Here is a 22,345-nt window from a genome sequence, read left to right on the forward strand (position 1 = left end):
CTGGTTGATCTTGACCCCCCATGGTCCTAAAGTTCGCGCCCGAACGTCCATGCTGGAAACGATCCATCCGGCTCAAGTACTGACGACGAGACAGCAAGGTCAACCCGCCATCGAGCACGACGCGCGGTTGACCTTTTTGCTTTCGGCGACATGCCTTGGGAAGTAGGCGAACCAAAGTGGGGAAACTGATCAGGCGTTCGCGGCCCTAGCTGGGCCACTCCACCACATTCATTTGTCGTTTGTTTTGCCATTTTGGAGCCCATGCATGTCCATCAAGGTTGAAGACTATTTCGATCGCGACACCTTCAAGAAGATGAAGGCACTCGCTGACCAGAAGGAAACTCCCTTCGTGGTGATCGATCTGCCCACCATCTCCCGTGCCTACGACCAGTTGGGCAGCTGCTTCCCGTTCGCCAAGACCTACTACGCGGTCAAGGCCAACCCGGCGGTGGAGATCATCGACCTGCTGAAGGAAAAGGGCTCCAACTTCGACATCGCCTCGATCTACGAGCTGGACAAGGTCCTGGCCCAGGGCGTCGGCCCGGAGCGCATCAGCTACGGCAACACCATCAAGAAGGCGCGCGACGTGCGCTACTTCTACGAGAAGGGCGTGCGCCTGTTCGCCACCGACTCGGAAGCCGACCTGCGCAACATCGCCAAGGCCGCGCCGGGCGCCAAGGTCTACGTGCGCATCCTCACCGAAGGCTCCACCACCGCCGACTGGCCGCTGTCGCGCAAGTTCGGCTGCCAGAGCGACATGGCCATGGACCTGCTGATCCTCGCCCGTGACCTCGGCCTGGTGCCCTACGGCGTGTCCTTCCACGTCGGCAGCCAGCAGCGCGACATCTCCGTGTGGGACGCCGCCATCGCCAAGGTCAAGGTGATTTTCGAGCGCCTCAAGGAAGAGGACGGCATCGAGCTGAAGATGATCAACATGGGCGGCGGCTTCCCGGCCAACTACATCGCCAAGACCAACAGCCTGGAAACCTACGCGGAAGAGATCATCCGCTTCCTCAAGGAAGACTTCGGCGACGACCTGCCGGAAATCATCCTCGAGCCGGGCCGCTCGCTGATCGCCAACGCCGGCATCCTGGTCAGCGAAGTGGTGCTGGTGGCGCGCAAGTCGCGCACCGCCGTGGAGCGCTGGGTGTTCACCGACGTGGGCAAGTTCTCCGGCCTGATCGAAACCATGGACGAGTCCATCAAGTTCCCGATCTGGACCGAGAAGAAGGGCGAGATGGAAGAGGTGGTGATCGCCGGCCCGACCTGCGACAGCGCCGACATCATGTACGAGCACTACAAGTACGGCCTGCCGCTGAACCTGGCCAGCGGTGACCGCCTGTACTGGCTGTCCACCGGTGCCTACACCACCAGCTACAGCGCGGTGGAGTTCAACGGCTTCCCGCCGCTGAAGGCCTTCTACCTGGCGTGAGCCGGGTGCTGTAGCCCGCATGGAAACGCCGCGACCTGTCGCGGCGTTTTCGTTTGTGGCGCACCTGCCGACCTCCGGCATTGCCATGGCTTGTGCTGGATCAAGGAAGCGGCCGATGGGCCTGTCGCGGAGGCTGGCGCCAACTTAGAATCATTCTCGAATGCGCGGGTGCAGCTTCGTTGTCCCGCGTCCCGCCCTGCGTTCGAGGAACCCGCCGATGCACCAGCCCCTGCCCAAGTTGCCGCAGATTCCTGCCGAGATCGCCGCGCTGGCCGACTACGAGCCCTTCGCCCGCGCCCGCATGAGCGAGCAGGCCTGGGCCTACATGGCCGGCGGCGCGGCGGACGAACTCACCCTGCGCGACAACCGCGCGGCTTTCCAGCGCCTGCGCCTGCGCAACCGGGTGCTGGCCGATCTGCGCGGCGGCGACACCCGGGTCACGCTGTTCGGCCAGACCTTCGATCACCCGATCTTCCTCGCGCCGGTCGCCTACCACAGGCTCGCCCATCCCGAGGGCGAGTTGGCCACCGTGCTGGGGGCCTCGGCGCTGCGTGCCGGCATGGTGGTCAGTACCCAGGCCAGCGTCGCGCTGGAGGAAATAGCCCGCCAGGCGCAGACGCCGCTGTGGTTCCAGCTGTACATCCAGCCCGACCGCGGCTTCACCCGCGAACTGGCACAGCGCGCCGAGGCGGCCGGCTACCAGGCACTGGTGCTCACCGTGGACGCCCCGGTCGGCGGCATGCGCAACCGCGAGCAGCGCGCCGGCTTCGTGCTGCCGCCGGGTGTCGAGGCGGTCAACCTGCGCGGCATGCGCCCGCTGCAGGCCAGCGCCGATCCCGCCGCCGGCAGCCTGCTGCTCGGCAGTCCGCTGCTGGCGGCGGCGCCGACCTGGGCGGACCTGGACTGGCTGCGCGGCCTGACCCGCCTGCCGATCCTGCTCAAGGGAGTGATGAGCGGCGCGGACGCCGGCCGGGCGCTGGCCGCCGGCGTCGACGGGCTGATCGTCTCCAACCATGGCGGGCGCACCCTGGATGGCCTGCCGGCGACCATCGATGTGCTCGCCGAGGTGGCCGCCGCGGTAGAGGGGCGCCTGCCGCTGCTGCTCGATGGCGGTATCCGTCGTGGCAGCGACGTGCTCAAGGCGCTGGCGCTGGGCGCGCGGGCGGTGCTGATCGGCCGTCCCTACATCTTCGGCCTGGCCACTGCCGGTGCGGTCGGCGTGGCCCATGTGCTGCAGCTGCTGCGCGCCGAACTGGAGGTCGCCATGGCGCTGACCGGCTGCAGCGACCTGGCCGGCATCGGTCCCGAGGTGCTGTGGTACTCGCGTTGACGGTGGCGAGACGGCCTGGGATTGAGGCGGCGGGCAGGGGAGTTCCGCTGTTTTTGTAAAGTTAATGTAAAGATGACGCTGGCGGTCTTTACTGATAATTCTTCTCAAATAGAATCGCATCCCATTAAATCCAGGGAGTGATTCTCATGCGTGCCTTCGTCAAAGCCTCATCCCGTCAACCCCAGCGCCTGCTGGCCTCGGCCGTCGGCCTGGCCGTGGCCTCCCTGGCCGTTCCGGCCCTGGCTGCGGAGCAGGGCGCCCTGCAGCTCGACAACGTCACCGTGCAGGGTGAGCAGGAGGCCAGCAGCTCCAAGACCGAGTCGGTCTCCTCGCCGAAATATACCGCGCCGCTGCTGGACACTCCGCAGACCATCAGCGTGGTGCCGCAGAAGGTGATCGAGGAGCAGCAGGCGCTGAGCCTGCGCCAGGTGCTGGCCAACGTCTCCGGCATCACCTTCAGCGCCGGCGAAGGCGGCGGCGGTTCCGGCGACAGCATCAACATCCGTGGCTTCGGCGCCAACGCCAACATGCAGATCGACGGCCTGCGCGACAGCGCGCAGACCAACCGCACCGACACCTTCAACATCGAGGCGGTTGAGGTCATCAAGGGCCCCAACTCGGTGTTCGGCGGCAGCGGCACCACCGGCGGCAGCATCAACCAGGTCACCAAGCAGCCGGTCGGCCGCGACTTCACCCGCCTCGGCGGCAGCCTGGGCACCGACAACTACCACCGCCTGACCCTGGACACCAACCAGACCCTCGACGGGGTCGGCACCGACAGCGCCTTCCGTCTCAACCTGATGGCCCACGAGAACGACGTGCCGGGCCGCGACGAGATCGACCGCGAGCGCTGGGGCATCGCCCCGTCCCTGGCCCTGGGCCTGAGCGAGGACACCCGCCTGACCCTGAGCTACTTCCACCAGACCGACGACATCCTGCCCGACTACGGCGTGCCGGCCCTCGACGGCAAGAAGCTCGCCGGCGTCGACCGCGAGGCCTACTTCGGCTTCAGCAACATCGACAAGGACGAGATCGAGACCGACTCCTTCACCGTCAAGCTGGAGCATGCCTTCAACGACAGCCTCAGCCTGCAGAACCTGACCCGCTACAGCCGCATCGACCGCGACGTGGTGATTTCCGCCTCCCACGTCAACACCACCGGCGTGCCGGCGGGCAGCTACGTGCCGGCCGGTCCGCAGGGCTACGGCCGCGACGTCAGCAGCGACCTGTGGATCAACCAGACCAACCTGCGCGCCGACTTCGACACCTTCGGCCTCGTTCACAGCCTGGCGACCGGCGTCGAGGTGTCCCGCGAGACCTACGATCGCACCACCTACAGCTATGGGCTGGATTTCACCGGTCGCAGCTTCGACCTGGCCAACCCGCCGGGCCACTACACCGGCCCGATCAACAAGGCGGACTCGGCGGATACCTCGACCGAGCTGACCAATCAGGCGGTCTACGTCTTCGACACCATCGCCCTCGCCCCCCAGTGGGATCTGAACCTGGGCCTGCGCTACGACTGGGTCGACGGCGAGTACAAGAACGTCGCGCTGCCGGCCGGCACCCTCACCAAGCTGGACACCAGCGACGAGATGCTCAGCGGCCGTGCCGGCCTGGTCTACAAGCCGGCCGACAACGGGCGCATCTACGTCGCCTATGGCACCTCGTTCAACCCCTCGGCAGAGTTCCTCGCCTCCAGCGGCACTGGCGTGAGCGCTGCGACCACCGACCTCGAGCCGGAGGAGAACGAGACCTGGGAGCTGGGCACCAAGTGGGAGCTGTTCGACCGTCGCCTGGAGCTGGACGCCGCGGTGTTCCGCGTCGAGAAGACCAATGCCCGCGAAACCATGGCTGACGGCAGCACCCAGCTGGCCGGCGAGCAGCGCGTGCAGGGTGTCGAGCTGGGCGTGACCGGCCACATCACCGAGCAGTGGGACGTCTTCGCCAACTACACCTTCCTCGACAGCGAGACCCTCAAGGCGGCCGACACCGCCGCCGGTCGCGCCCGGGAAGGCCAGGCGCTGGCCAACACCCCGCCGCGCTCGTTCAACCTGTGGACCTCCTACGAGCTGCCGGCCGGCTGGACCCTGGGCTACGGCGCCCGCTACGTCAGCGAGCGCAATGTCGCTACCAGCGGCACCGCCAAGCTGGACGACTACTGGCTGCACAACGCCATGGTCGGCTACCAGGTCAACAGGAGCCTCGACCTGCAGCTGAACCTCAACAACCTGTTCGACGAGGACTACGTGGCCCAGGTGCGCCAGACCCCGGGTACCGCTGCCCGATCGGCTGCCATCGAGTACGGCGACGGCCGCTCGGCGATCCTCTCGGCCAACTATTCCTTCTGACCGTAACCGTCCAGGCAAGCCCCGCTCTGCGGGGTTTCGCCGCATCAGGAGAGCGACGCCATGATGCTGCACATTCCCGGGGTGCTCAGCCCCGAACAGGTTCTCGACTGCCGGCGCCTGCTGCAGCAGGCGCCGTGGGTGGATGGCAAGACCACCGCCGGATTCCAGTCGGCGATGGCCAAGAACAACCTGCAGCTGCCGGAGGACTGCGCCGAAGCGCGGCAGATCGGCGCGCTGATCCTGCAGGCGCTGGAGTGCAACCCGCTGTTCATCGCTGCGGCGTTGCCGGACAAGGTGTATCCGCCGCTGTTCAACTGCTACCAGGGCGGTCAGGACTTCGGCCTGCATGTTGACAACGCGGTGCGCCTGGACCGCTCGACTGGCGGGCGGGTGCGCACCGACCTGTCGGCCACCCTGTTCTTCACCGGCCCCGACGAGTACGACGGCGGCGAGCTGGTGGTGGAGGACACCTACGGCGCGCACAGCGTCAGGCTGCCGGCCGGCGATCTGATCCTCTATCCCTCCACCAGCCTGCACCGGGTCACCCCGGTCACCCGCGGCGCGCGGGTCTGCTCGTTCTTCTGGATCCAGAGCATGGTGCGCGACGACGGCCAGCGCAGCCTGCTGTTCGACCTGGACACCGGCATCCAGCGCATCAACCAGGAGCTGGGGGCCGATCACGCGGCCAGCGTGCAGCTCACCGGCGTGTACCACAACCTGCTGCGCCGCTGGGCGCTGTGACGGCCGGTGCCGCGGGCGGGTAAAGGTTGGGTAAAGCCGATTTGTTGCAAATTATTCTCGAATAAAATCGTTTCGCACCGCTGCATCCGCCGGCGGTGCGCTGCGGCTTCCTGCCGCCTCCGAGTTCAACTTCGCCGCAGCCGCGGCATAGCGATCAGGTGATCCCAGGTGGTCAAGAAAATCCTCTTCCAGCTGCACTGGCTGCTGGGCATCAGCGCTGGCCTGGTGCTGGCGCTGATGGGCGTGACCGGCGCCAGCCTGTCCTACCAGGACGAGCTGCTGCGCCTCCTCAACCCCGGCGTGATGAGCGTCGAGCCGGCCGTCGGCGCACGGCCGCTGAGCCCGGACGAGCTGGTGGTCCGCGTCGGCGAGCAACTGCCCGGGCGCGCGGTGCTCGGCCTGACCTTCTCCGCCGACGCCCTGGACGCGGCCAAGGTCAACGTCAGCGGCGGCGGGCCGCGCGGCGAGACGCTGTACGCCGATCCCTACAGTGGCGAGGTGTTCGGCGCGGCGCGCGGCGCCGGTTTCTTCCAGTTCATGATGCAGCTGCACCGCTGGCTGGCCATGGGCGACGCCGGCAAGCCGGTCACCGGCGCGGCCACCCTGGCGCTGGTGTTCCTCTGCCTGTCCGGCCTGTACCTGCGCTGGCCGCGCCGGCCCGGCAGTTGGCGCGCCTGGCTGACCCTCGACTGGCGGCGCACGGGGCGCGGCTTCCTCTGGGACCTGCACGCGGTGGCCGGCACCTGGGTGCTGCTGGCCTACCTGCTGGCCTCGCTGACCGGCCTGTACTGGTCCTACGAGTGGTACCGCAACGGCGTGCACGCGCTGGCCGGTGAGCCGGCGCCGCAGCACGGCGGGCCGGGCAAGCGTCGCGGTCCGCCGCAGGGCCAGGCGCAGGCCGAGGCGCCGCGTGCGCCGGTGAGCATCGACGCCCAGTGGGATGTCTTCCGCCACACAGTGCAGGACGACTACCGCCTGGCCAACCTGCGCCTGCCCGAGCGCGCCGGCCAGCCGCTGCAGGTGATGTACCTGCCGGAGGCCGCCGGGCACAACCGCGCCTTCAACCGTATCAGCCTCGATGCCGGCGGCAAGGTGCTGCAGCACGAGCGCTACACCGACAAGAGCGGCGTGCAGCAGCTACTGGCCAGCGTCTATCCGCTGCACACCGGCGACTACTTCGGCCAGCCCGGGCGCATCCTCATGCTGCTGGCCAGCCTGGCCATGCCGCTGTTCTTCGTCACCGGCTGGCAGCTCTACCTCGGCCGTCGTCGTCAGCGTCACGCCGCCCGCGCCGGGCGCCAGGCGCTGGAGGCCGCGCGTGGCGATGGCCAGCCCTGGCTGATCGGTTTCGCCAGCCAGAACGGCTTCGCCGAACAGCTGGCCTGGCAGACCGCCGGCCAGCTGCAGGCGGCCGGCGCTACCGTCCAGGTGCGCCCGCTGGCCCAGCTCGACGCGCAGGCCCTGCGCGGCGCCGGGCGGGCGCTGTTCGTGGTCAGCACCTTCGGCGACGGCGAGGCGCCGGACAGTGCCCGCGGCTTCGTGCGCCGGGTGCTGGGCGGCGAGTTCGACCTCGGCCACCTCGAATACGCCCTGCTCGGTCTCGGCGACCGCCAGTACCAGCGCTTCTGCGGCTTCGCCCGCCAGCTGCACGACTGGCTGCAGGGCCAGGGCGCACGCAGCCTGTTCGCCCCGGTGGAAGTGGACAACGGCGACCACTCGGCGCTGCAGCGCTGGCGCGCCCTGCTCGGCGAGCTGACCGGCAGTGCGCCGCCGAGCGAGGCCGAGCCGGCCGCCCGTGACGGCTTCGCCGAATGGACGCTGCGCGAGAAGCAGTGGCTCAACCCCGGCAGCAGTGCCGCGCCGGTCTGGCGCCTGGCGTTCGAGGTGCCGGCCGGACAGCGCTGGCAGGCCGGCGACCTGGTGGAGATCCTGCCGCCGCAGGCCGGCGCGCGGCCGCGCAGCTATTCGATCGCCTCGCTGGCCGACGACGGGTCGCTGGAGCTGATCGTCCGCCTGCACCTGCACGCCGATGGTACGCCGGGGCTGTGCTCCGGCTGGCTGTGCGTGCAGCTGGTAGAGGGCGCCACGGCGCCGCTGCGGCTGCGCCGCAACACCGGCTTCCATCTGCCCGAGGACGACCGTCCGCTGCTGCTGATCGGCAACGGCACCGGCCTGGCCAGCCTGCGCGCCTTGCTGCGCGAGCGCGCCTGGCGCGGGCAGCCGCGCAACTGGCTGCTGTTCGGCGAGCGTACGGCGGCGCACGACTTCCTGTGCCGCGACGAGCTGCTGGCCTGGCAGGCCGAGGGCCATCTGCAGCGCCTCGACCTGGCGTTCTCCCGCGACCAGGCGGACAAGGTCTACGTGCAGGACCGCCTGCGCGCGGCGGCCGCCGAGCTGCGCGCCTGGCTGGCCGACGGCGCGGCCATCTATGTCTGCGGCAGCCTCGAGGGCATGGGCGAGGGGGTCGATGCGGTGCTGCGCGAGCTGCTCGGCGCGGCGGCGCTGGCCGAGCTGCAGGAGAGCGGGCGCTACCGGCGCGACCTGTACTGAGGTGATGAATGGCGGGGCTGCCCCGGGCCTGGCGGCTGAGTGACGTAGGGTGCGCCGTGCGCACCATGCGGTTTGTGGGGCGCGCAGCGCACCCTACAACGGCAGTTCCAGCGTGCCAGACATCGCCGGGCTGTCCTCGACGCGCAGCGCCAGCTCACCCTCGTGCAGCCGGGCGGTCAGGCGCTGGCCGGGAACGGTGTCGGCGGCGCGGCGCACGGCGCGGCCACGCTCGTCGAGGAGGATGCTGTAGCCGCGGCTGAGGGTGGCCAGCGGGCTGACCACCTGCAGGGTCTGGGCGATGCCCCCGAGCTTCTGGCGGCGCTCGCGCAGGCCGGCGTGCATGGCGCGCGGCAGGCGCTGGGCGAGGTGGTCGAGGCGCTGGCGCAGCAGTTCGAGCAGGCGCTCGGGATGCTGGGCGGCCAGGCGGGTGTCCAGGCGCGCCAGACGCTCATGGGCGGTGCGCAGGCGCTGGTCCAGCGCCCGGCGCAGGCGCAGCTCCAGGTCGTCGAGGCGCTGGGCCTGCTGGCGCAGCCGTTCGCCGGGATGGCGCAGGCGCCGGCGCAGGCCGTCGAGCTGCAGCTGGCGGGCGGCCAGCAGGTGCTGCATGCGCAGGGTCAGGCGGCGCTGCAGGCCGTCGAGGCGGCGCTGCAGGTCGCTGGAGTCGGGGGCGAGCAGTTCGGCGGCGGCCGAGGGCGTCGGTGCGCGCACGTCGGCGACGAAGTCGGCGATGGTCACGTCGGTCTCGTGGCCGACCGCGCTGACGATCGGTGTCGCACAGGCGGCGATGGCGCGCGCCACCGCTTCCTCGTTGAAGCACCACAGATCCTCCAGCGAGCCGCCACCGCGGGCCAGGATCAGCGCGTCGAAGCCCTGGTGGTCGGCCAGCGCCAGCGCGCGGACGATCTGCGCGCTGGCATCGACGCCCTGCACCGCGGTGGGCACCAGGGTCAGCTCCACCTGCGGCGCGCGGCGGCGGAACACGCTGATGATGTCGCGGATCACCGCCCCTGACGGCGAGCTGACGATGCCGACGCGCTGCGGATGGGCGGGCAGGGCGCGCTTGCCCGCGGCGGCGAACAGCCCCTCGGCGGCCAGCTTGTCCTTGAGCGCCTCGAAGGCCAGGCGCAGCGCGCCGTCGCCGGCCGGCTCCACCGCGTCGAGGATCATCTGGTAGTCGCCGCGGCCCTCGAACAGCGAGACCTTGCCGCGCACCTTCACCGCCAGGCCGTCGCGCAGCGCCTGGCGCACCCGCGCGGCGCTGGAGCGGAACAGCGCGCAGCGCACCTGGGCGCCGGCGTCCTTGAGGGTGAAGTAGACGTGCCCGGAGGAGGGCCGCGCCAGGTTGGAGATCTCGCCCTCGACCCACACCTGCGGGAACACGTCCTCGAGCAGGTGGCGGGCGCGCTGGTTGAGCTGGCTGACGGTCAGGACCTCGCGATCGAGGCCGAGCCGCTGGAAGGGATCGGTGAGCATGGCCGGCATGATAAGCCGAGCGTGCGGCGGGAGCGACAGGGATTCAGTCGTCGGCGAGCAGACGGTCGAGCAGCCAGGCGGCGACCGGGCCGAGTTCGCGCCGGCGCGACCACACCGCGTCCACCGCCACGCGCCTGGGCCAGCCGTCGAGCGCCAGCTCATGCAGGCGGCCTCTGCCGTAGTCGGCGACCAGCTGGCGCGGCAGCGCCGCCCAGCCGCAGCCGAGCCCGGCCATTTCCAGCAGCAGCAGGTAGTCCGGCGCCGACCAGCAGCGAGCGCCGCTACGCACGTCGCTGCGCACGCCGCTACGCACGTCGCTGCCCGGCAGGTCGTCGGCCGGCGTCTCGCTGGCGGTCACGCTGCTCAGGCGCAGCGCGCGCCACTGCGCCAGGTCCGCGGGACCGACCCGCGCCAGGGCGGCCAGCGGATGGTCGACGGCGACGAACAGGCCGAATTCGGCGCTGACCGCCACCCCGGCGTGGGCGATGTCCGGCGGGTAGGCGGGCTGCGCGGCGAGCAGGCCGAGCTGGGCGCGGCCCTGACCGATCAGGTCGAGCACGTCGGCGTGCTCGGCGATCAGGCACTCGAACTCCAGGTCGGGGAAGCGCCGGTCGAGCTCCAGCAGACGCGCCTCGTACTGGCGGGGCTGGTAGGCGTCGGACAGGACCAGGGTCAGGCGCGCTTCCTGGCCTTGCGCCAGGCGGGCGGCGTGCAGTGCCAGGCGGTCGCCGGCAGCCAGCACGGCTTCGGCGTGGGCAAGCAGGCTGGCGCCGGCTTCGGTCAGTTCGAGGCGGCGCGGACCGCGGCGGAACAGCTCGACGCCGAGGTCGAGCTCCAGGCGCGCCACCGCTTCGCTGACGGTCGACTGGCTCTTGCCCAGCCGCCGCGCGGCGGCGCTGAGCGAGCCGCAGGCGGCCGCCTGGGCGAAGGCCTGGAGTGATTCGGCAGACAGGTTCATATCGGTTTCACCGATGGCAGCTGGTTTGTTCGTGGCTAGATGACCGATGAGAATAGCGCCCGCTGCTTTCGATCGCGAGGTCCCTGCCATGAGCCTGAACGCCAATCCCCTGCAACGCTCGCTGGGCGAACGCATCGGCCATGCGCTGGCCTTCGAGCTGATCGCCCTGCTGATCTGCGCACCGGCGCTGGCCTGGCTGCTGGGCAAGCCGCTGCTGCAGCTGGGGCTGCTGACCCTGATGTTCTCGACCGTCGCCATGCTCTGGAACATGCTGTTCAACTGGCTGTTCGACCGCGCCCAGCAGCGCCTGGGCTTCCGCCGCGACCTGCGGGTGCGGCTGTGCCACGCGCTGCTGTTCGAGACGGGGCTGATCGTCGTGCTGGTGCCGCTGGCGGCCTGGTGGCTGTCGATCGGCCTGCTCGAGGCGCTGCTGCTCGACATCGGCCTGATCCTGTTCTTCCTGCCCTACACCGTGGCCTTCAACTGGGGCTGGGATGTGCTGCGCGAGCGCTGGCTGGCGCGCCGGGCTGCGGCGCCGGCCGTCCAGCGGACTTGATTTGTCCGCGCCAGAGCCTAAGCTGCGCGGCTTTCTTCTTGCCGGCCAGCCGCCATGACCGCACAGCTCATCCTCGTCCCGCAGATTTCCAGCGTCCCCGCCCACGAGGCCAAGGCGCGCCAGTTGCTCAACTGGCTGGTCAGGCGCGAGATAGTCGCGGCGCTGCCGACCACCTGCGGGCAGGGCGGCAACGGCATGGCCTACGCCATCGCCCCCGGCGCGCGGCGGGTGGCCCTGCATCCCGAGCGCTTGCCGTTCGGCCAGCCGCACAACGGCCTGGAGATCGTCACCCGGCGCTGCATCTATACGCCGACCCGCGATTTTCGCGAGGAAGCCGGCTGCCCGCAGTGCCGCCAGGAGATCGGCGAGCCGCTGTTCGACAGCCTGGAGGCCTGGTGGCCGGGGGAGACCGACAACTTCACCTGCCCGGAATGCGGCTTCGAGGACGACATCAACGGCTTCCTGTTCCTGCAGCCGTGCGGCTTCTCCGACCTGGGCTTCATCTTCAACGGCTGGGCGGAGGCGGGGTTGCGTCAGGACTTCCTCGACGCTTTCGCCGAGCGGCTGGGCTTTGCCGTGCGCGTGGTGCAGGTCGATCCCTGAGGCGCGCCCTGTAGTAGGCGGCTGTTACCCACTTGCCGCGCCATGGTCGATACTGCTGGCTCCTTCACCACCCGGAACAGGGAGAGAACCATGGCTGCGAAGAAGATCCTCATGCTGGTCGGCGATTACGTCGAGGACTACGAAGTGATGGTGCCGTTCCAGGCGCTGTCGATGGTCGGCCACACCGTGCACGCGGTGTGTCCGGGCAAGGCCGCCGGGCAGAGCGTGCGCACCGCGATCCACGACTTCGAGGGCGACCAGACCTACAGCGAGAAGCCGGGGCACAACTTCGCCCTCAACGCCGACTTCGCCGCGGTGCGCGCCGAGGACTACGACGCGCTGGTGGTGCCGGGCGGCCGCGCGCCGGAGTACCTGCGCCTGAACGCCGAGGTGATCGAACTGGTGCAGGCCATCGCCAAGGCCGGCAAGCCGATCGCCGCGATCTGCCACGGCGCCCAGCTGCTGGCTGCCGCCGGCGTGCTCAAGGATCGCGCGTGCAGCGCCTACCCGGCCTGCGCCCCGGAGGTCGCCCTGGCCGGCGGGCGCTACGTGGAAATCCCGGTCGACCAGGCGCACAGCGACGGCAACCTGGTCACCGCCCCGGCCTGGCCGGCGCATCCGGCCTGGCTGGCGGCCTTCCTCAAGGTGCTGGGTACCCGCATCGAGCTTTGATCCACACACCAGAGCGGTAGGGTGCGCGATGCGCACCGCCCGGGGCGCATCGACTCCATGGTGCGCGCGGCGCACCCTACGGTTCGAGGAGACACTCATGTGCGAGCTGTACGTCAAGGCCGACCCGATCCTCTACGAGTCGCGCTCGCGCTCGCTGCGCATCCGCGGGGTGGTCACCACCCTGCGCCTGGAGAACCAGTTCTGGGACATCCTGCGCGAGATCGCCGAGGTCGACGGCATGACCACCAACCAGCTGATCGCCAAGCTGTACGAGGAGGTCATGGACTACCGCGGCGAGGTGGTCAACTTCGCCTCCTTCCTGCGCGTCAGCTGCACCCGCTACCTGGCCCAGCGCCGCGACAGGGTCGCGGAGCTGAGCCTGGTCGGCGGTCGGGCTGTCTCCTGATAGACGCCCGGTGCTGCCTCACAAGCCGCAATCCTCCGCCTGGCGGTCCAGCAGGCGGCGCTGCAGGGCGCGCACCTCGGCGTTGGGTTGCTGCTGCTCGATGAAGGCGAGCAGCGGGTCCTCCACCGCGGTGCTCACCCCGGCCAGTTCCTCGATCACCGCCTGGCCGCAGAACGGCACGTAGGCCTCGGAGTAGCCGCCCTCGTGGACCAGCACCAGGCGGCCGTCGGCGAACTCCTCGGCGACCTGGCGCAGGCGTGCGGTCATCGCCCGGAAGGTGCCGCTGTGCGCCAGCATGCGCGCCAGCGGGTCGACCGCGTTGGCGTCGTAGCCGCAGGCGACCACGATCAGCTGCGGGCGGAAGCGCGCCAGCGCCGGCACCACCAGGCGCTCGAAGGCGTACAGGTAGGCGTCGTGGCCGCCGCCCGGCAGCAGCGGGATGTTCAGGTTGCAGCCCTCGCCGGCGCCGGCGCCGCGATCCGCCGCGCCGCCGTAGCCGGCCGGGAAGCAGCCCTCCTGGTGCAGGGAGATGGTCAGCACGTCCGGGCGCTGGTAGTAGATCGCCTGGGTGCCGTTGCCGTGGTGCACGTCCCAGTCGATCACCGCCACCCGCTCGACGCCGTGGCGCGCCCGGGCCGCCTCGATGGCCAGCGGGATGTTGGCGAGGAAGCAGAAGCCCATCGCCTGGTCGGCCAGGCAGTGGTGGCCCGGCGGGCGGGACAGCGCGTAGGCGTTGCCCGCCTCGCCGTGCAGCACGGTGTCCACCGCGGCGATGGCCAGTCCGGCGGACAGCCGGGCGATCTCGTAGCTGCCCGGGCCGATCGGTGCGTGCTCGCCGAGCAGGCCGCCGCCGGCGTCGCTGAGCGCCTTGAAGCGCTGCAGGTAGTGCGCCGGATGCACGCGCAGCAGGTCCTCGTCGCTGGCCGGCGCGGCCGTGCGCAGGTCGAGCTGGCGGGTCAGGCCGGAAACGTCCATCAGGTTTTTCAGGCGGCGCTTGGTTTCCGGCGACTCGGCGTGCCCGGCGGCGGCCGGCGGCTGCACCCAGCCGCCCACCGGCAGGATCAGCGCGTGCTGGCTGGCGCTGTGCCAGAGGCAGAGTTCGTCGAAGAGGAAGGCAGTGCGTCGGTTCATCTCGGGTACTCCTTGGAACAGGGATTCAGGCCGGCTGGCGGCGGTTGATGGCGAGGATCAGGCCCAGCGACAGGGCGGTGCAGGCGGCGGCGCCGAGCAGCACGCCGTGGAAGTCGCCGCCGCTGGCTTCGAGCAGGCGACCGGCGATGGCCGGGCCGAGGGCGAGGCCGCCGCCGATCACCAGGTTGGTGGCGTTCATCAGCCGGCCGCTGGGGTCGAGGGCGGCCAGGCTGGCGAGGATGTAGGGCAGGACGAAGGTCCAGGTGAACTTGAACAGCAGCGCGGCGGCGGCGAAGCGGGCCAGTTGCGGCTGATCGAGCAGCAGGAGGATGGCGCCGAGCATCATCAGGTAGCCGGCCAGCAGCAGCGGCGCGCGGCCCCAGCGTTCGCCGAGCAGCGAGGCGCAGCCGGCACCGGCGATGCCGAGCAGGGTGGCCACGGCGAGGATGTCGCCGCTTTCACCGGCCGACAGGCCGGCCTGGCCGGCGATGCCGCCGATGAAGGTCCACACCGCGCTGAGGGCGACGTAGAAGGCCAGCACGGCGAGGATGCCGAGCCCGGCGCGCAGGCGCTGGTCGCTGCCCGGTTCGCTGGTCGTGCGGGCAACATCCCGGCCGGCGGCCGGCAGGCAGCGGGTCAGCGGCAGGCACAGGCCCATCAGCCCGGCGAGCAGCAGGTAGGCGGCGGCGATGCCGTGTGCGGCGAACAGCCCCGGCAGCACGGCGAGGCCGAGCGCGCCGATCACCAGCTGGCCCATCACCCACAGGCCATAGGTGCGGCCGGGGTTGGCGGTGCTGGCCGCACTGGACATGCACAGGATCATCAGCGAACCACCGGCCAGGGCGCTGACGAAGCGCAGGGCGAGCAGCGTCGAATAGCCGCTGGCGAACGCCGAGGCCAGGTTGGCGGCGACGAACAGCAGCCCGGCGGCGAGTGCGGCGCGGCGCCAGTCGACGCGGCGCAGCCACCACCAGGCCGGCAGGGTGGCCAGGCTCATGGCGCCCAGCTCGCAGGAGAACAGATCGCCGATCTGCGCCGGGGCGAGCTGCCACTGCGCGGCGAGCTGGGCGGCCAGCGCCGGGGCGGTCATCAGCACCGCCGGGGTGATGGCGGCGAGCAGGACGATGGCGGCGAGCAGGGCGAGGCCGCCGCTGGCGCGGGAGGCCGCGCCCTCGATGTGGGTCTGGGTGGTCATGGGATGCTCCGGATCAGAACACGTGGACCAGGCGCAGCAGGGCCTGCTCGCCGTGGAAGCCGTTGTCGGTGTCGAGGTTGCGCGACAGGGCGAATAGCAGCTGGTTCTTCTGGTCCAGCCAGTGGCCGAGCTCGAAGCCGAGCTGGGTGTAGCGCTGGTGGGTGCCGTCGAGGGTGTCGCCGTCCAGGCTCAGCTCGCCGCCGTCGGCGTGGATCAGGCGCAGCGCGCCGTAGCTGGCCGGGGTGAAGTCGTAGGAGGCGAAGGCCTGCAGGCGATACAGCGGGTCCTGCTCGAGGTCCATGCCGTGGTAGTCGTCGTTCTTGCCGTAGAGCTGCGCCTCGAGGTTGGCCTCCAGCACCCAATTCTCGCCGACGCCCTGGGTGTAGTTGTAGTTGAAGGTCGCCGTCCAGCGGTTGGCGCCCGGCGAGACGTCGGGGTTGCCGGCGTGGTACTCGCCCAGCGGCGCGCCGATCAGGGTCAGCAGGCCGCTGTAGGTGCGGCGCTCCGGGTCGTTGATGAAGAACAGGGTGCCGCCGAACTGCGGATCGCCGAGGCCCTGCTCGCTGCGGTGCGCGGTGCTGCCCGGCAGGCGCGCCTCGATGTCGGCCAGCGGGATGATGAACTGCGGGGTGCACAGGGTGCCGCAGAGGTCGCTGAACCACAGCTGGCGCCAGGCGAAGGCGTTGACGGTCAGTTCGGCGTCCTTGTCGGTGCCATGTGCGCCGCGGAACTCGTCGGCGCGCACGGCCGGCAGGTAGAACACGCCGAGGCTGGTGCCGACCGGCGCGGTGAAGAAGTCGCGGGCATTGAGGTCGGCGGCGCTGGCGCCGGAAGCGGCGAGGCTGGCGGTCAAGCCGAGCAGGGTGGCGCCAAGCAGGCGTCGGGGCGATGCGGTCATGCGGTGTTTCCTCTCTTGTTGTTGTGCTGGAGCGCGGCGGCCCACGATTTTCTGCGGGCAAGCCGAACCCGGCCCGGCCGGCGCGAGGCGCGGCGGGATGGGCGGACATGCGGGGTTACCCGGTGTGGATCAATCGGGGGCGAGCCGGTGCAGCAGGTGGGCGACGCTGGCCTTGTCGTTGACGCCGAGCTTGGCGTAGATGGTGCGGATGTGGTGGCGCACGGTGTTGGGCGCCAGCCCCAGTTCGCGGGCGATCTCCTTGTAGGTGCGCCCTTCGCCGAACAGCAGGGCGACCTCGCGCTCGCGGCCGCTGAGCCGCTCCATCGGCCCGCGGCGGCGTGCGGTGAGCAGGTGCAGGTCGCCGACGATGCGTGACTCGATCGCCAGATGTTCGCCCGCGTAGCCCTGCGGGCTGGCCTGCTCCGGCAGCTGCGGCCCGGTCCACTGCGGCCATTCGGTGAGCAGCAACTCGACGAAGCCGCGTTCGGCGCAGTACAGCACGCCATGGCGGTCGCACACCGCCATGGCCAGCGCCTGCGACTGCAGCGACTCGCGCATGGCCACCAGGGTGCGGATCTGGTTGACCGAGACAGCAGCGACCAGGTGCGGCATCAGGTTGTCGAGCAGCAGGCGCTCGAGCTCGCCGAAGCGCGGCGCCCCGGGCTGGCGGTACAGCGCGAGGTGGTCGCTGAGCTGGGTCAGCGGATCGACGTGGATGATGCAGATCAGTTCGCCGAGCTCGTGGCGTGCGGCCAGCCAGCGCAGTCCGGCCGGGCTGTCGGCGGCCTGCATGTCGATGATCACCGCATGCCCCGGTGAGGAGTGGACGCGGTCGACGGTGATGTCCTGTTCGCGGATCGACTGCCAGTCGTCGAGATACTCGGCCGGCAGGCCGAACAGGTGGCGGCTGTGCTCCTCGGGCAGGCCGTCGATCAGCGCGGCGCGTCCCCACCAGGCCTTGTCGAACGGCAGCAAGCGTTGCAGGCGTTGCAGCGCCTGGTGGTGGAAGCTCTCGAGGGCCTTGTCCCTGGCCAGGCGGTTGATGTCCAGCAGGGCGTTGCCGAACTCGGCCAGCCAGTGGCTGGCGATCGGCGGGTCTTGCCGTGCGGGGCTGCGCATACGGTGCTCCTCGGGCCGGATTCTTGTCGTTGTCGGCGCCGGCCTGCCGCGGCAGGGGGCTGGGATCGAGTATCGACCCGTGGGAGAGGGCGCACTATCCTGCAGATGCAGGATGCGTTCGTCCGCTCGCAGGCTGTCGCCAGGCGCGGACTTGCGTTGAGCCCGAGCCCCGTGCCGGGTATAATGCCGCGCTTCCATTTTTTCCCGTCCGGGAGCCCCCGCCATGCTGCGTATCAGCCAAGAAGCCCTGACCTTCGACGACGTTCTCCTGATCCCCGGTTATTCCGAGGTTCTGCCCAAGGATGTTTCCCTCAAGACCCGCCTGACCCGTGGCATCGAGCTGAACATCCCGCTGGTTTCCGCGGCCATGGACACCGTCACCGAATCGCGCCTGGCCATCGCCATGGCGCAGGAAGGCGGCATCGGCATCATCCACAAGAACATGACCATCGAGCAGCAGGCTGCCGAGGTGCGCAAGGTCAAGCGTCACGAGACCGCCATCGTGCGCGATCCGGTGACCGTGACCCCGGACACCAAGATCATCGACCTGCTGGCCCGCGTGCGCGAGTACGGCTTCTCCGGCTTCCCGGTGGTGGCCAACAACGAGCTGGTCGGCATCGTCACCGGCCGCGACCTGCGCGTGAAGCCGAACGCCGGCGACACCGTGGCGGCGATCATGACGCCCAAGGAGCGCCTGATCACCGTCGAGGAAGGCACCGGTCTCGAGGAGATCAAGGCCAAGCTGTACGAGCACCGCATCGAGAAGATGCTGGTGGTCGACAAGCAGTTCCATCTGCGCGGGCTGGTCACCTTCCGTGACATCGAGAAGGCCAAGAGCTACCCGCTGGCGTCCAAGGACGAGCAGGGCCGCCTGCGCGTCGGCGCCGCCGTCGGCACCGGTGCCGACACCGGCGAGCGCATCGCTGCGCTGGCCGCCGCGGGCGTCGACGTGGTGGTGGTCGACACCGCCCACGGCCACTCCAAGGGCGTGATCGACCGCGTGCGCTGGGTCAAGCAGAACTTCCCCGAAGTGCAGGTGATCGGCGGCAACATCGCCACCGCCGAGGCCGCCCTGGCGCTGGTCGAGGCTGGCGCCGACGCCGTCAAGGTCGGCATCGGCCCGGGCTCGATCTGCACCACCCGCATCGTCGCCGGCGTCGGCGTGCCGCAGATCAGCGCCATCGCCAACGTCTCCGCCGCCCTGGCCGCGGTCGGCGTGCCGATGATCGCCGACGGCGGCATCCGCTTCTCCGGCGACCTGTCCAAGGCCATCGTCGCCGGCGCCAACGCGGTGATGATGGGCTCGATGTTCGCCGGCACCGAAGAGGCGCCGGGCGAGGTCGAGCTGTTCCAGGGCCGCTCCTACAAGTCCTACCGCGGCATGGGCTCGCTGGGCGCCATGGCCCAGGCCCAGGGTTCCTCGGACCGCTACTTCCAGGACTCCGCCGCCGGCGCCGAGAAACTGGTGCCGGAAGGCATCGAAGGCCGCGTGCCGTACAAGGGCGCCCTGGCGGCCATCGTCCACCAGCTGATGGGCGGCCTGCGCGCCTCCATGGGTTACACCGGCTGCGCCACCATCGAGGAGATGCGCACCCGCCCGCAGTTCGTGCGCATCACCGGCGCCGGCATGGCCGAGTCGCACGTGCACGACGTGCAGATCACCAAGGAAGCTCCCAACTACCGCGTTGGTTGATTGCTGAGCTTTTGAACTGGCGACACGGGGCTGCTTTTCAGCCCCGTGTCGTTTGTGCATTCCGCTACGAGAGATGGCCATGGCCCACCACGACATTCACGCTCACCGGATCCTGATCCTCGACTTCGGTTCCCAGTACACCCAGCTGATCGCCCGCCGCGTGCGCGAGATCGGCGTGTACTGCGAGATCCACCCGTTCGACATGGACGACGAGGCGATCCGCGCCTTCGACCCGCGCGGCATCATCCTCGCCGGCGGTCCGGAGTCGGTGCACGAGGAGAACAGCCCGCGCGCGCCGCAGGCGGTGTTCGACCTGGGCGTGCCGCTGTTCGGCATCTGCTACGGCATGCAGACCATGTCCGAGCAGCTCGGCGGCAAGGTGCAGGGCTCCGACCTGCGCGAGTTCGGCTACGCCCGCGTCGACCTGGTCGGCAAGAGCCGCCTGCTCGACGGCATCGAGGACCACATGGACGACGACGGCCTGCTCAGCCTCGACGTGTGGATGAGCCACGGTGACAAGGTCACCACGCTGCCGGAAGGCTTCCACATCGTCGCCAGCACCCCGAGCTGCCCGATCGCCGCCATCGCCGACGACAACCGCTGCTACTACGGCGTGCAGTTCCATCCGGAAGTGACTCACACCAAGCAGGGCGGCCGCATCCTGTCGCGCTTCATCCTCGACATCTGCGGCTGCGAGGCGCTGTGGACCCCGGCCAACATCGTCGAGGACGCCATCGCCACCGTGCGCAAGCAGGTCGGTGACCGCAAGGTGCTGCTCGGCCTGTCCGGCGGCGTCGATTCCTCGGTGGTCGCCGCGCTGCTGCACCGCGCCATCGGCGAGCAACTGACCTGCGTGTTCGTCGACAACGGCCTGCTGCGCCTGCACGAGGGCGACCAGGTGATGGCCATGTTCGCCGAGAACATGGGCGTCAAGGTGATCCGCGCCAACGCCGAGGAGCTGTTCCTCGGCCGCCTGGCCGGCGTCAGCGATCCGGAGCAGAAGCGCAAGATCATCGGCCGCAGCTTCATCGAGGTGTTCGACCAGGAGGCCAAGAAGCTCGAGGGCATCGACTTCCTCGCCCAGGGCACCATCTACCCGGACGTGATCGAGTCGGCCGGCGCCAAGACCGGCAAGGCCCACGTGATCAAGTCGCACCACAACGTCGGCGGCCTGCCGGAGGACATGCAGTTCCAGCTGGTCGAGCCGCTGCGCGAGCTGTTCAAGGACGAGGTGCGCAAGATCGGCCTCGAACTCGGCCTGCCCTACGACATGGTCTACCGCCACCCGTTCCCGGGCCCGGGCCTGGGCGTGCGCATCCTCGGCGAGGTGAAGAAGGAGTACGCCGACCTGCTGCGTCGCGCCGACCACATCTTCATCGAGGAGCTGCGCAACTTCGACTGGTACCACAAGACCAGCCAGGCCTTCGTGGTGTTCCAGCCGGTGAAATCGGTCGGCGTGGTCGGCGACGGCCGCCGCTACGCCTGGGTGGTGGCCCTGCGTGCGGTGGAAACCATCGACTTCATGACCGCACGCTGGGCGCACCTGCCCTACGAGCTGCTGGAGAAGGTCTCCAACCGCATCATCAACGAGATCGAAGGCATCTCGCGCGTCACCTACGACGTGTCGAGCAAGCCGCCGGCGACCATCGAGTGGGAATGATCCGGTCGCTCCGGTGATCTGACAGGCAAAAGGGCAGCGTGAGCTGCCCTTTTGCTTTTCCGCCTCGCTATGCTGCAGCCAATACGTCGACAAGGAGTCGCCCGATGTCGCTGTGGAGCTCCCCCCTGGCCCGCATGAAGGCCATCGCCCTCGGCCTGCTGCTGCTGGCGGCGGCGCTGTACGCGCTGGCCACCCGCCTGCTGCCCGGCCATCCCGGCTGGGGTTACCTGCAGGCCTTCGCCGAGGCGGCGATGGTCGGCGCCATCGCCGACTGGTTCGCGGTCACCGCGCTGTTCCGTCACCCGCTGGGCCTGCCGATCCCGCACACGGCGATCATCCCGCGCAAGCAGGCGCGCCTCGGGCGCAACCTGGCCGACTTCATCTGCACCCACTTCCTCGCCACCCCGCAGGTGATGGCCAAGCTCGAGGCCTTCGACGCCGCCGGGCGGCTGGCCGAATGGCTGCGTCGCCCGGCCAGCGCCGCGGCGCTGGCCCGCCAACTGGTCGGCGTGGCGCGCTACGGCCTCAATGCCCTGCGCGACGAGCGGGTGATCCAGTTCGTCCAGCGCAGCGCCACCCGCCGCCTGCGCGAACTGGACCTGGCCCGTCTCGGCGGCCAGCTGCTCGACCTGCTGACCCACGAGCGCCGCCACCAGGCGATGCTCGACGAGCTGCTGGCCCAGCTCGACCTGCTGCTGCAGGACGAGGCGGTGCAGCGGCGCATCGCCGCCGGGCTGTCCGGCGAGTTCAGCGCGCTGCGCTTTCGCCTGTTCGGCAAGGACATCCCGCTCGACGAGAAGGCCGGCCAGTGGTCGGCGGACAAGGTGGTGCGCCGGGTTTCCGAGCTGATCGGCGAGATCAGCCGTGACCCGCAGCACGAGCTGCGCGGCCACTTCGATGGCTGCGTGGCGCGTTTCGTCGCCCGCCTCAAGGAGGATCCGGCGTTCCGCCTCAAGGGCGAGCAGATCCGCGAGCAGCTGCTCGCCCACCCGGCGCTGGCCGGCTACCTGCGCCAGCTGTGGGACGATCTGGTCGACTGGCTGCAGGCCGACCTGGGCGACGCCGATTCGACCATCCGCCGCCGTCTGGAGAGCCTGTGCCTGCGCCTGGGCGAGGGGCTGGCGACGGATGCGGCGATGCGCCGCTGGATCAACGACCAACTGCTCGAGGTGGCGCCGGCGCTGGTCGAGCGGCATCGCGAGGACATCCGCCGCTACATCGCCGAGCGGGTCGAGCGCTGGGACAGCGCCGAGCTGGTCGAGCAGCTGGAGCGCAACGTCGGCCGCGACCTGCAGTTCATCCGCATCAACGGCACCCTGGTCGGCGGCCTGGTCGGCCTGACCCTGCATGCGCTGACCCGCCTGCTGGCGGGCTGAAGGCGCTCAGCGCCGGTGCAGGCGTTCCACCTCGACCTCCTGGCCCGACCAGCGGCCGCGCACCTGCACGTAGTCGCCGGGGCGCGGGCTCTTGTCGATCCGCGTGCCGGTGCCGACCCGCAGCGGCAGGCCGTCCAGCGTCCAGCCGGCGCCGAGGGTGCCGTGCAGGCGCAGGCGGGCGCCGGCCGGCGTGGCGGCGGG

The 22,345-nt window shown here is 70.0% G+C and carries 18 protein-coding genes and 1 pseudogene; 12 read left to right on the forward strand and 7 right to left on the reverse strand.

Translation table 11 applies throughout. The features are described 5' to 3' along the window. Positions 1-265: 265 nt before the first annotated feature. The 5 genes from E5198_RS06390 to E5198_RS06410 all read left to right on the forward strand — a co-directional run bounded on the left by E5198_RS06390 (position 266) and on the right by E5198_RS06410 (position 8,404). Complete coding sequence (locus E5198_RS06390; RefSeq protein WP_136489166.1) at positions 266-1,432, forward strand: type III PLP-dependent enzyme; 1,167 nt, start codon at positions 266-268, stop codon at positions 1,430-1,432. Between the two features lie 217 nt (positions 1,433-1,649). Continuing rightward, a complete protein-coding gene (locus E5198_RS06395) occupies positions 1,650-2,762 on the forward strand; it encodes an alpha-hydroxy acid oxidase (protein ID WP_136489167.1) in 1,113 nt (370 codons plus the stop codon). A 146-nt stretch (positions 2,763-2,908) separates the two neighbouring features. After that, positions 2,909-5,113 carry a TonB-dependent siderophore receptor gene (locus tag E5198_RS06400; protein ID WP_136489168.1) on the forward strand — a complete coding sequence of 735 codons (2,205 nt, stop codon included), beginning with the start codon at positions 2,909-2,911 and terminating at the stop codon, positions 5,111-5,113. A gap of 60 nt (positions 5,114-5,173) precedes the next feature. Continuing rightward, complete coding sequence (locus E5198_RS06405; protein ID WP_136489169.1) at positions 5,174-5,854, forward strand: Fe2+-dependent dioxygenase; 681 nt, start codon at positions 5,174-5,176, stop codon at positions 5,852-5,854. A gap of 168 nt (positions 5,855-6,022) precedes the next feature. Continuing rightward, positions 6,023-8,404 (forward strand): sulfite reductase flavoprotein subunit alpha, encoded by a 2,382-nt coding sequence (locus E5198_RS06410; protein WP_136489170.1) that lies wholly within the window; start codon positions 6,023-6,025, stop codon positions 8,402-8,404. Between the two features lie 93 nt (positions 8,405-8,497). Here E5198_RS06410 and xseA read toward each other — a convergent pair whose 3' ends face one another. Next, positions 8,498-9,877, reverse strand: a complete 1,380-nt coding sequence (gene xseA / locus E5198_RS06415; RefSeq protein ID WP_136489171.1) for an exodeoxyribonuclease VII large subunit — start codon at positions 9,875-9,877, stop codon at positions 8,498-8,500. Between the two features lie 43 nt (positions 9,878-9,920). Next, positions 9,921-10,835, reverse strand: coding sequence for a LysR family transcriptional regulator (locus E5198_RS06420; protein ID WP_136489172.1), 915 nt, complete (start codon positions 10,833-10,835; stop codon positions 9,921-9,923). Positions 10,836-10,923: 88 nt separating this feature from the next. Here E5198_RS06420 and E5198_RS06425 point away from each other — a divergent pair, with 88 nt between their 5' ends. The 4 genes from E5198_RS06425 (at position 10,924) to E5198_RS06440 (ending at position 13,072) form a co-directional block, all read left to right on the forward strand. Continuing rightward, entirely contained in the window at positions 10,924-11,391 is a 468-nt protein-coding gene (locus E5198_RS06425; protein ID WP_136489173.1) for a multidrug/biocide efflux PACE transporter, read from the forward strand. Positions 11,392-11,445: 54 nt separating this feature from the next. Beyond that, on the forward strand, positions 11,446-11,994 hold the full coding sequence (locus E5198_RS06430; RefSeq protein ID WP_136489174.1) for a sugar ABC transporter ATPase: 549 nt from the start codon (positions 11,446-11,448) through the stop codon (positions 11,992-11,994). A gap of 90 nt (positions 11,995-12,084) precedes the next feature. Continuing rightward, positions 12,085-12,666 (forward strand): DJ-1/PfpI family protein, encoded by a 582-nt coding sequence (locus E5198_RS06435; RefSeq protein ID WP_136489175.1) that lies wholly within the window; start codon positions 12,085-12,087, stop codon positions 12,664-12,666. A gap of 97 nt (positions 12,667-12,763) precedes the next feature. After that, positions 12,764-13,072 (forward strand): ribbon-helix-helix domain-containing protein, encoded by a 309-nt coding sequence (locus E5198_RS06440; RefSeq protein ID WP_136489176.1) that lies wholly within the window; start codon positions 12,764-12,766, stop codon positions 13,070-13,072. Between the two features lie 18 nt (positions 13,073-13,090). Here E5198_RS06440 and E5198_RS06445 read toward each other — a convergent pair whose 3' ends face one another. The 4 genes from E5198_RS06445 to E5198_RS06460 all read right to left on the reverse strand — a co-directional run bounded on the left by E5198_RS06445 (position 13,091) and on the right by E5198_RS06460 (position 17,415). Continuing rightward, positions 13,091-14,203, reverse strand: a complete 1,113-nt coding sequence (locus E5198_RS06445) for a class II histone deacetylase (RefSeq protein ID WP_136489177.1) — start codon at positions 14,201-14,203, stop codon at positions 13,091-13,093. 25 nt (positions 14,204-14,228) lie between these two features. Beyond that, positions 14,229-15,398 (reverse strand): MFS transporter, encoded by a 1,170-nt coding sequence (locus tag E5198_RS06450; RefSeq protein ID WP_136489178.1) that lies wholly within the window; start codon positions 15,396-15,398, stop codon positions 14,229-14,231. Between the two features lie 13 nt (positions 15,399-15,411). Then, the gene (locus tag E5198_RS06455) at positions 15,412-16,296 is read right to left on the reverse strand and encodes a transporter (RefSeq protein ID WP_136489179.1); all 885 of its coding nucleotides are present in this window, start codon (positions 16,294-16,296) and stop codon (positions 15,412-15,414) included. Between the two features lie 129 nt (positions 16,297-16,425). Continuing rightward, positions 16,426-17,415, reverse strand: a complete 990-nt coding sequence (locus E5198_RS06460) for a helix-turn-helix transcriptional regulator (protein ID WP_136489180.1) — start codon at positions 17,413-17,415, stop codon at positions 16,426-16,428. 223 nt (positions 17,416-17,638) lie between these two features. Between E5198_RS06460 and guaB the strand changes: the two genes are divergently transcribed. The 3 genes from guaB to E5198_RS06475 all read left to right on the forward strand — a co-directional run bounded on the left by guaB (position 17,639) and on the right by E5198_RS06475 (position 22,144). Beyond that, positions 17,639-19,108, forward strand: a complete 1,470-nt coding sequence (gene guaB, locus E5198_RS06465) for an IMP dehydrogenase (protein ID WP_136489181.1) — start codon at positions 17,639-17,641, stop codon at positions 19,106-19,108. Between the two features lie 79 nt (positions 19,109-19,187). After that, positions 19,188-20,768, forward strand: a complete 1,581-nt coding sequence (gene guaA, locus E5198_RS06470) for a glutamine-hydrolyzing GMP synthase (RefSeq protein WP_136489182.1) — start codon at positions 19,188-19,190, stop codon at positions 20,766-20,768. Between the two features lie 104 nt (positions 20,769-20,872). After that, the gene (locus E5198_RS06475; protein ID WP_136489183.1) at positions 20,873-22,144 is read left to right on the forward strand and encodes a DUF445 domain-containing protein; all 1,272 of its coding nucleotides are present in this window, start codon (positions 20,873-20,875) and stop codon (positions 22,142-22,144) included. A 6-nt stretch (positions 22,145-22,150) separates the two neighbouring features. On the opposite strand, the pseudogene E5198_RS21480 reads toward E5198_RS06475, so the two are convergent. Beyond that, positions 22,151-22,345: pseudogene (locus E5198_RS21480) on the reverse strand (hypothetical protein); the annotation flags it as partial.

Origin of the sequence: Pseudomonas sp. A-1 (assembly GCF_004801855.1) — a bacterium.
GTDB lineage: Bacteria > Pseudomonadota > Gammaproteobacteria > Pseudomonadales > Pseudomonadaceae > Geopseudomonas.

Coding starts and splice junctions, on each gene's coding strand:
- E5198_RS06400 (WP_136489168.1), top strand. CDS start 2,909: ATGCGTGCCTTCGTCAAAGCCTCATCCCGTCAACCCCAGCGCCTGCTG.
- guaA (WP_136489182.1), top strand. CDS start 19,188: ATGGCCCACCACGACATTCACGCTCACCGGATCCTGATCCTCGACTTC.
- E5198_RS06405 (WP_136489169.1), top strand. CDS start 5,174: ATGATGCTGCACATTCCCGGGGTGCTCAGCCCCGAACAGGTTCTCGAC.
- E5198_RS06435 (WP_136489175.1), top strand. CDS start 12,085: ATGGCTGCGAAGAAGATCCTCATGCTGGTCGGCGATTACGTCGAGGAC.
- E5198_RS06420 (WP_136489172.1), bottom strand. CDS start 10,835: ATGAACCTGTCTGCCGAATCACTCCAGGCCTTCGCCCAGGCGGCCGCC.
- E5198_RS06475 (WP_136489183.1), top strand. CDS start 20,873: ATGTCGCTGTGGAGCTCCCCCCTGGCCCGCATGAAGGCCATCGCCCTC.
- E5198_RS06390 (WP_136489166.1), top strand. CDS start 266: ATGTCCATCAAGGTTGAAGACTATTTCGATCGCGACACCTTCAAGAAG.
- E5198_RS06425 (WP_136489173.1), top strand. CDS start 10,924: ATGAGCCTGAACGCCAATCCCCTGCAACGCTCGCTGGGCGAACGCATC.
- E5198_RS06460 (WP_136489180.1), bottom strand. CDS start 17,415: ATGCGCAGCCCCGCACGGCAAGACCCGCCGATCGCCAGCCACTGGCTG.
- guaB (WP_136489181.1), top strand. CDS start 17,639: ATGCTGCGTATCAGCCAAGAAGCCCTGACCTTCGACGACGTTCTCCTG.
- E5198_RS06445 (WP_136489177.1), bottom strand. CDS start 14,203: ATGAACCGACGCACTGCCTTCCTCTTCGACGAACTCTGCCTCTGGCAC.
- E5198_RS06455 (WP_136489179.1), bottom strand. CDS start 16,296: ATGACCGCATCGCCCCGACGCCTGCTTGGCGCCACCCTGCTCGGCTTG.
- E5198_RS06395 (WP_136489167.1), top strand. CDS start 1,650: ATGCACCAGCCCCTGCCCAAGTTGCCGCAGATTCCTGCCGAGATCGCC.
- E5198_RS06440 (WP_136489176.1), top strand. CDS start 12,764: ATGTGCGAGCTGTACGTCAAGGCCGACCCGATCCTCTACGAGTCGCGC.
- E5198_RS06430 (WP_136489174.1), top strand. CDS start 11,446: ATGACCGCACAGCTCATCCTCGTCCCGCAGATTTCCAGCGTCCCCGCC.
- xseA (WP_136489171.1), bottom strand. CDS start 9,877: ATGCTCACCGATCCCTTCCAGCGGCTCGGCCTCGATCGCGAGGTCCTG.
- E5198_RS06450 (WP_136489178.1), bottom strand. CDS start 15,398: ATGACCACCCAGACCCACATCGAGGGCGCGGCCTCCCGCGCCAGCGGC.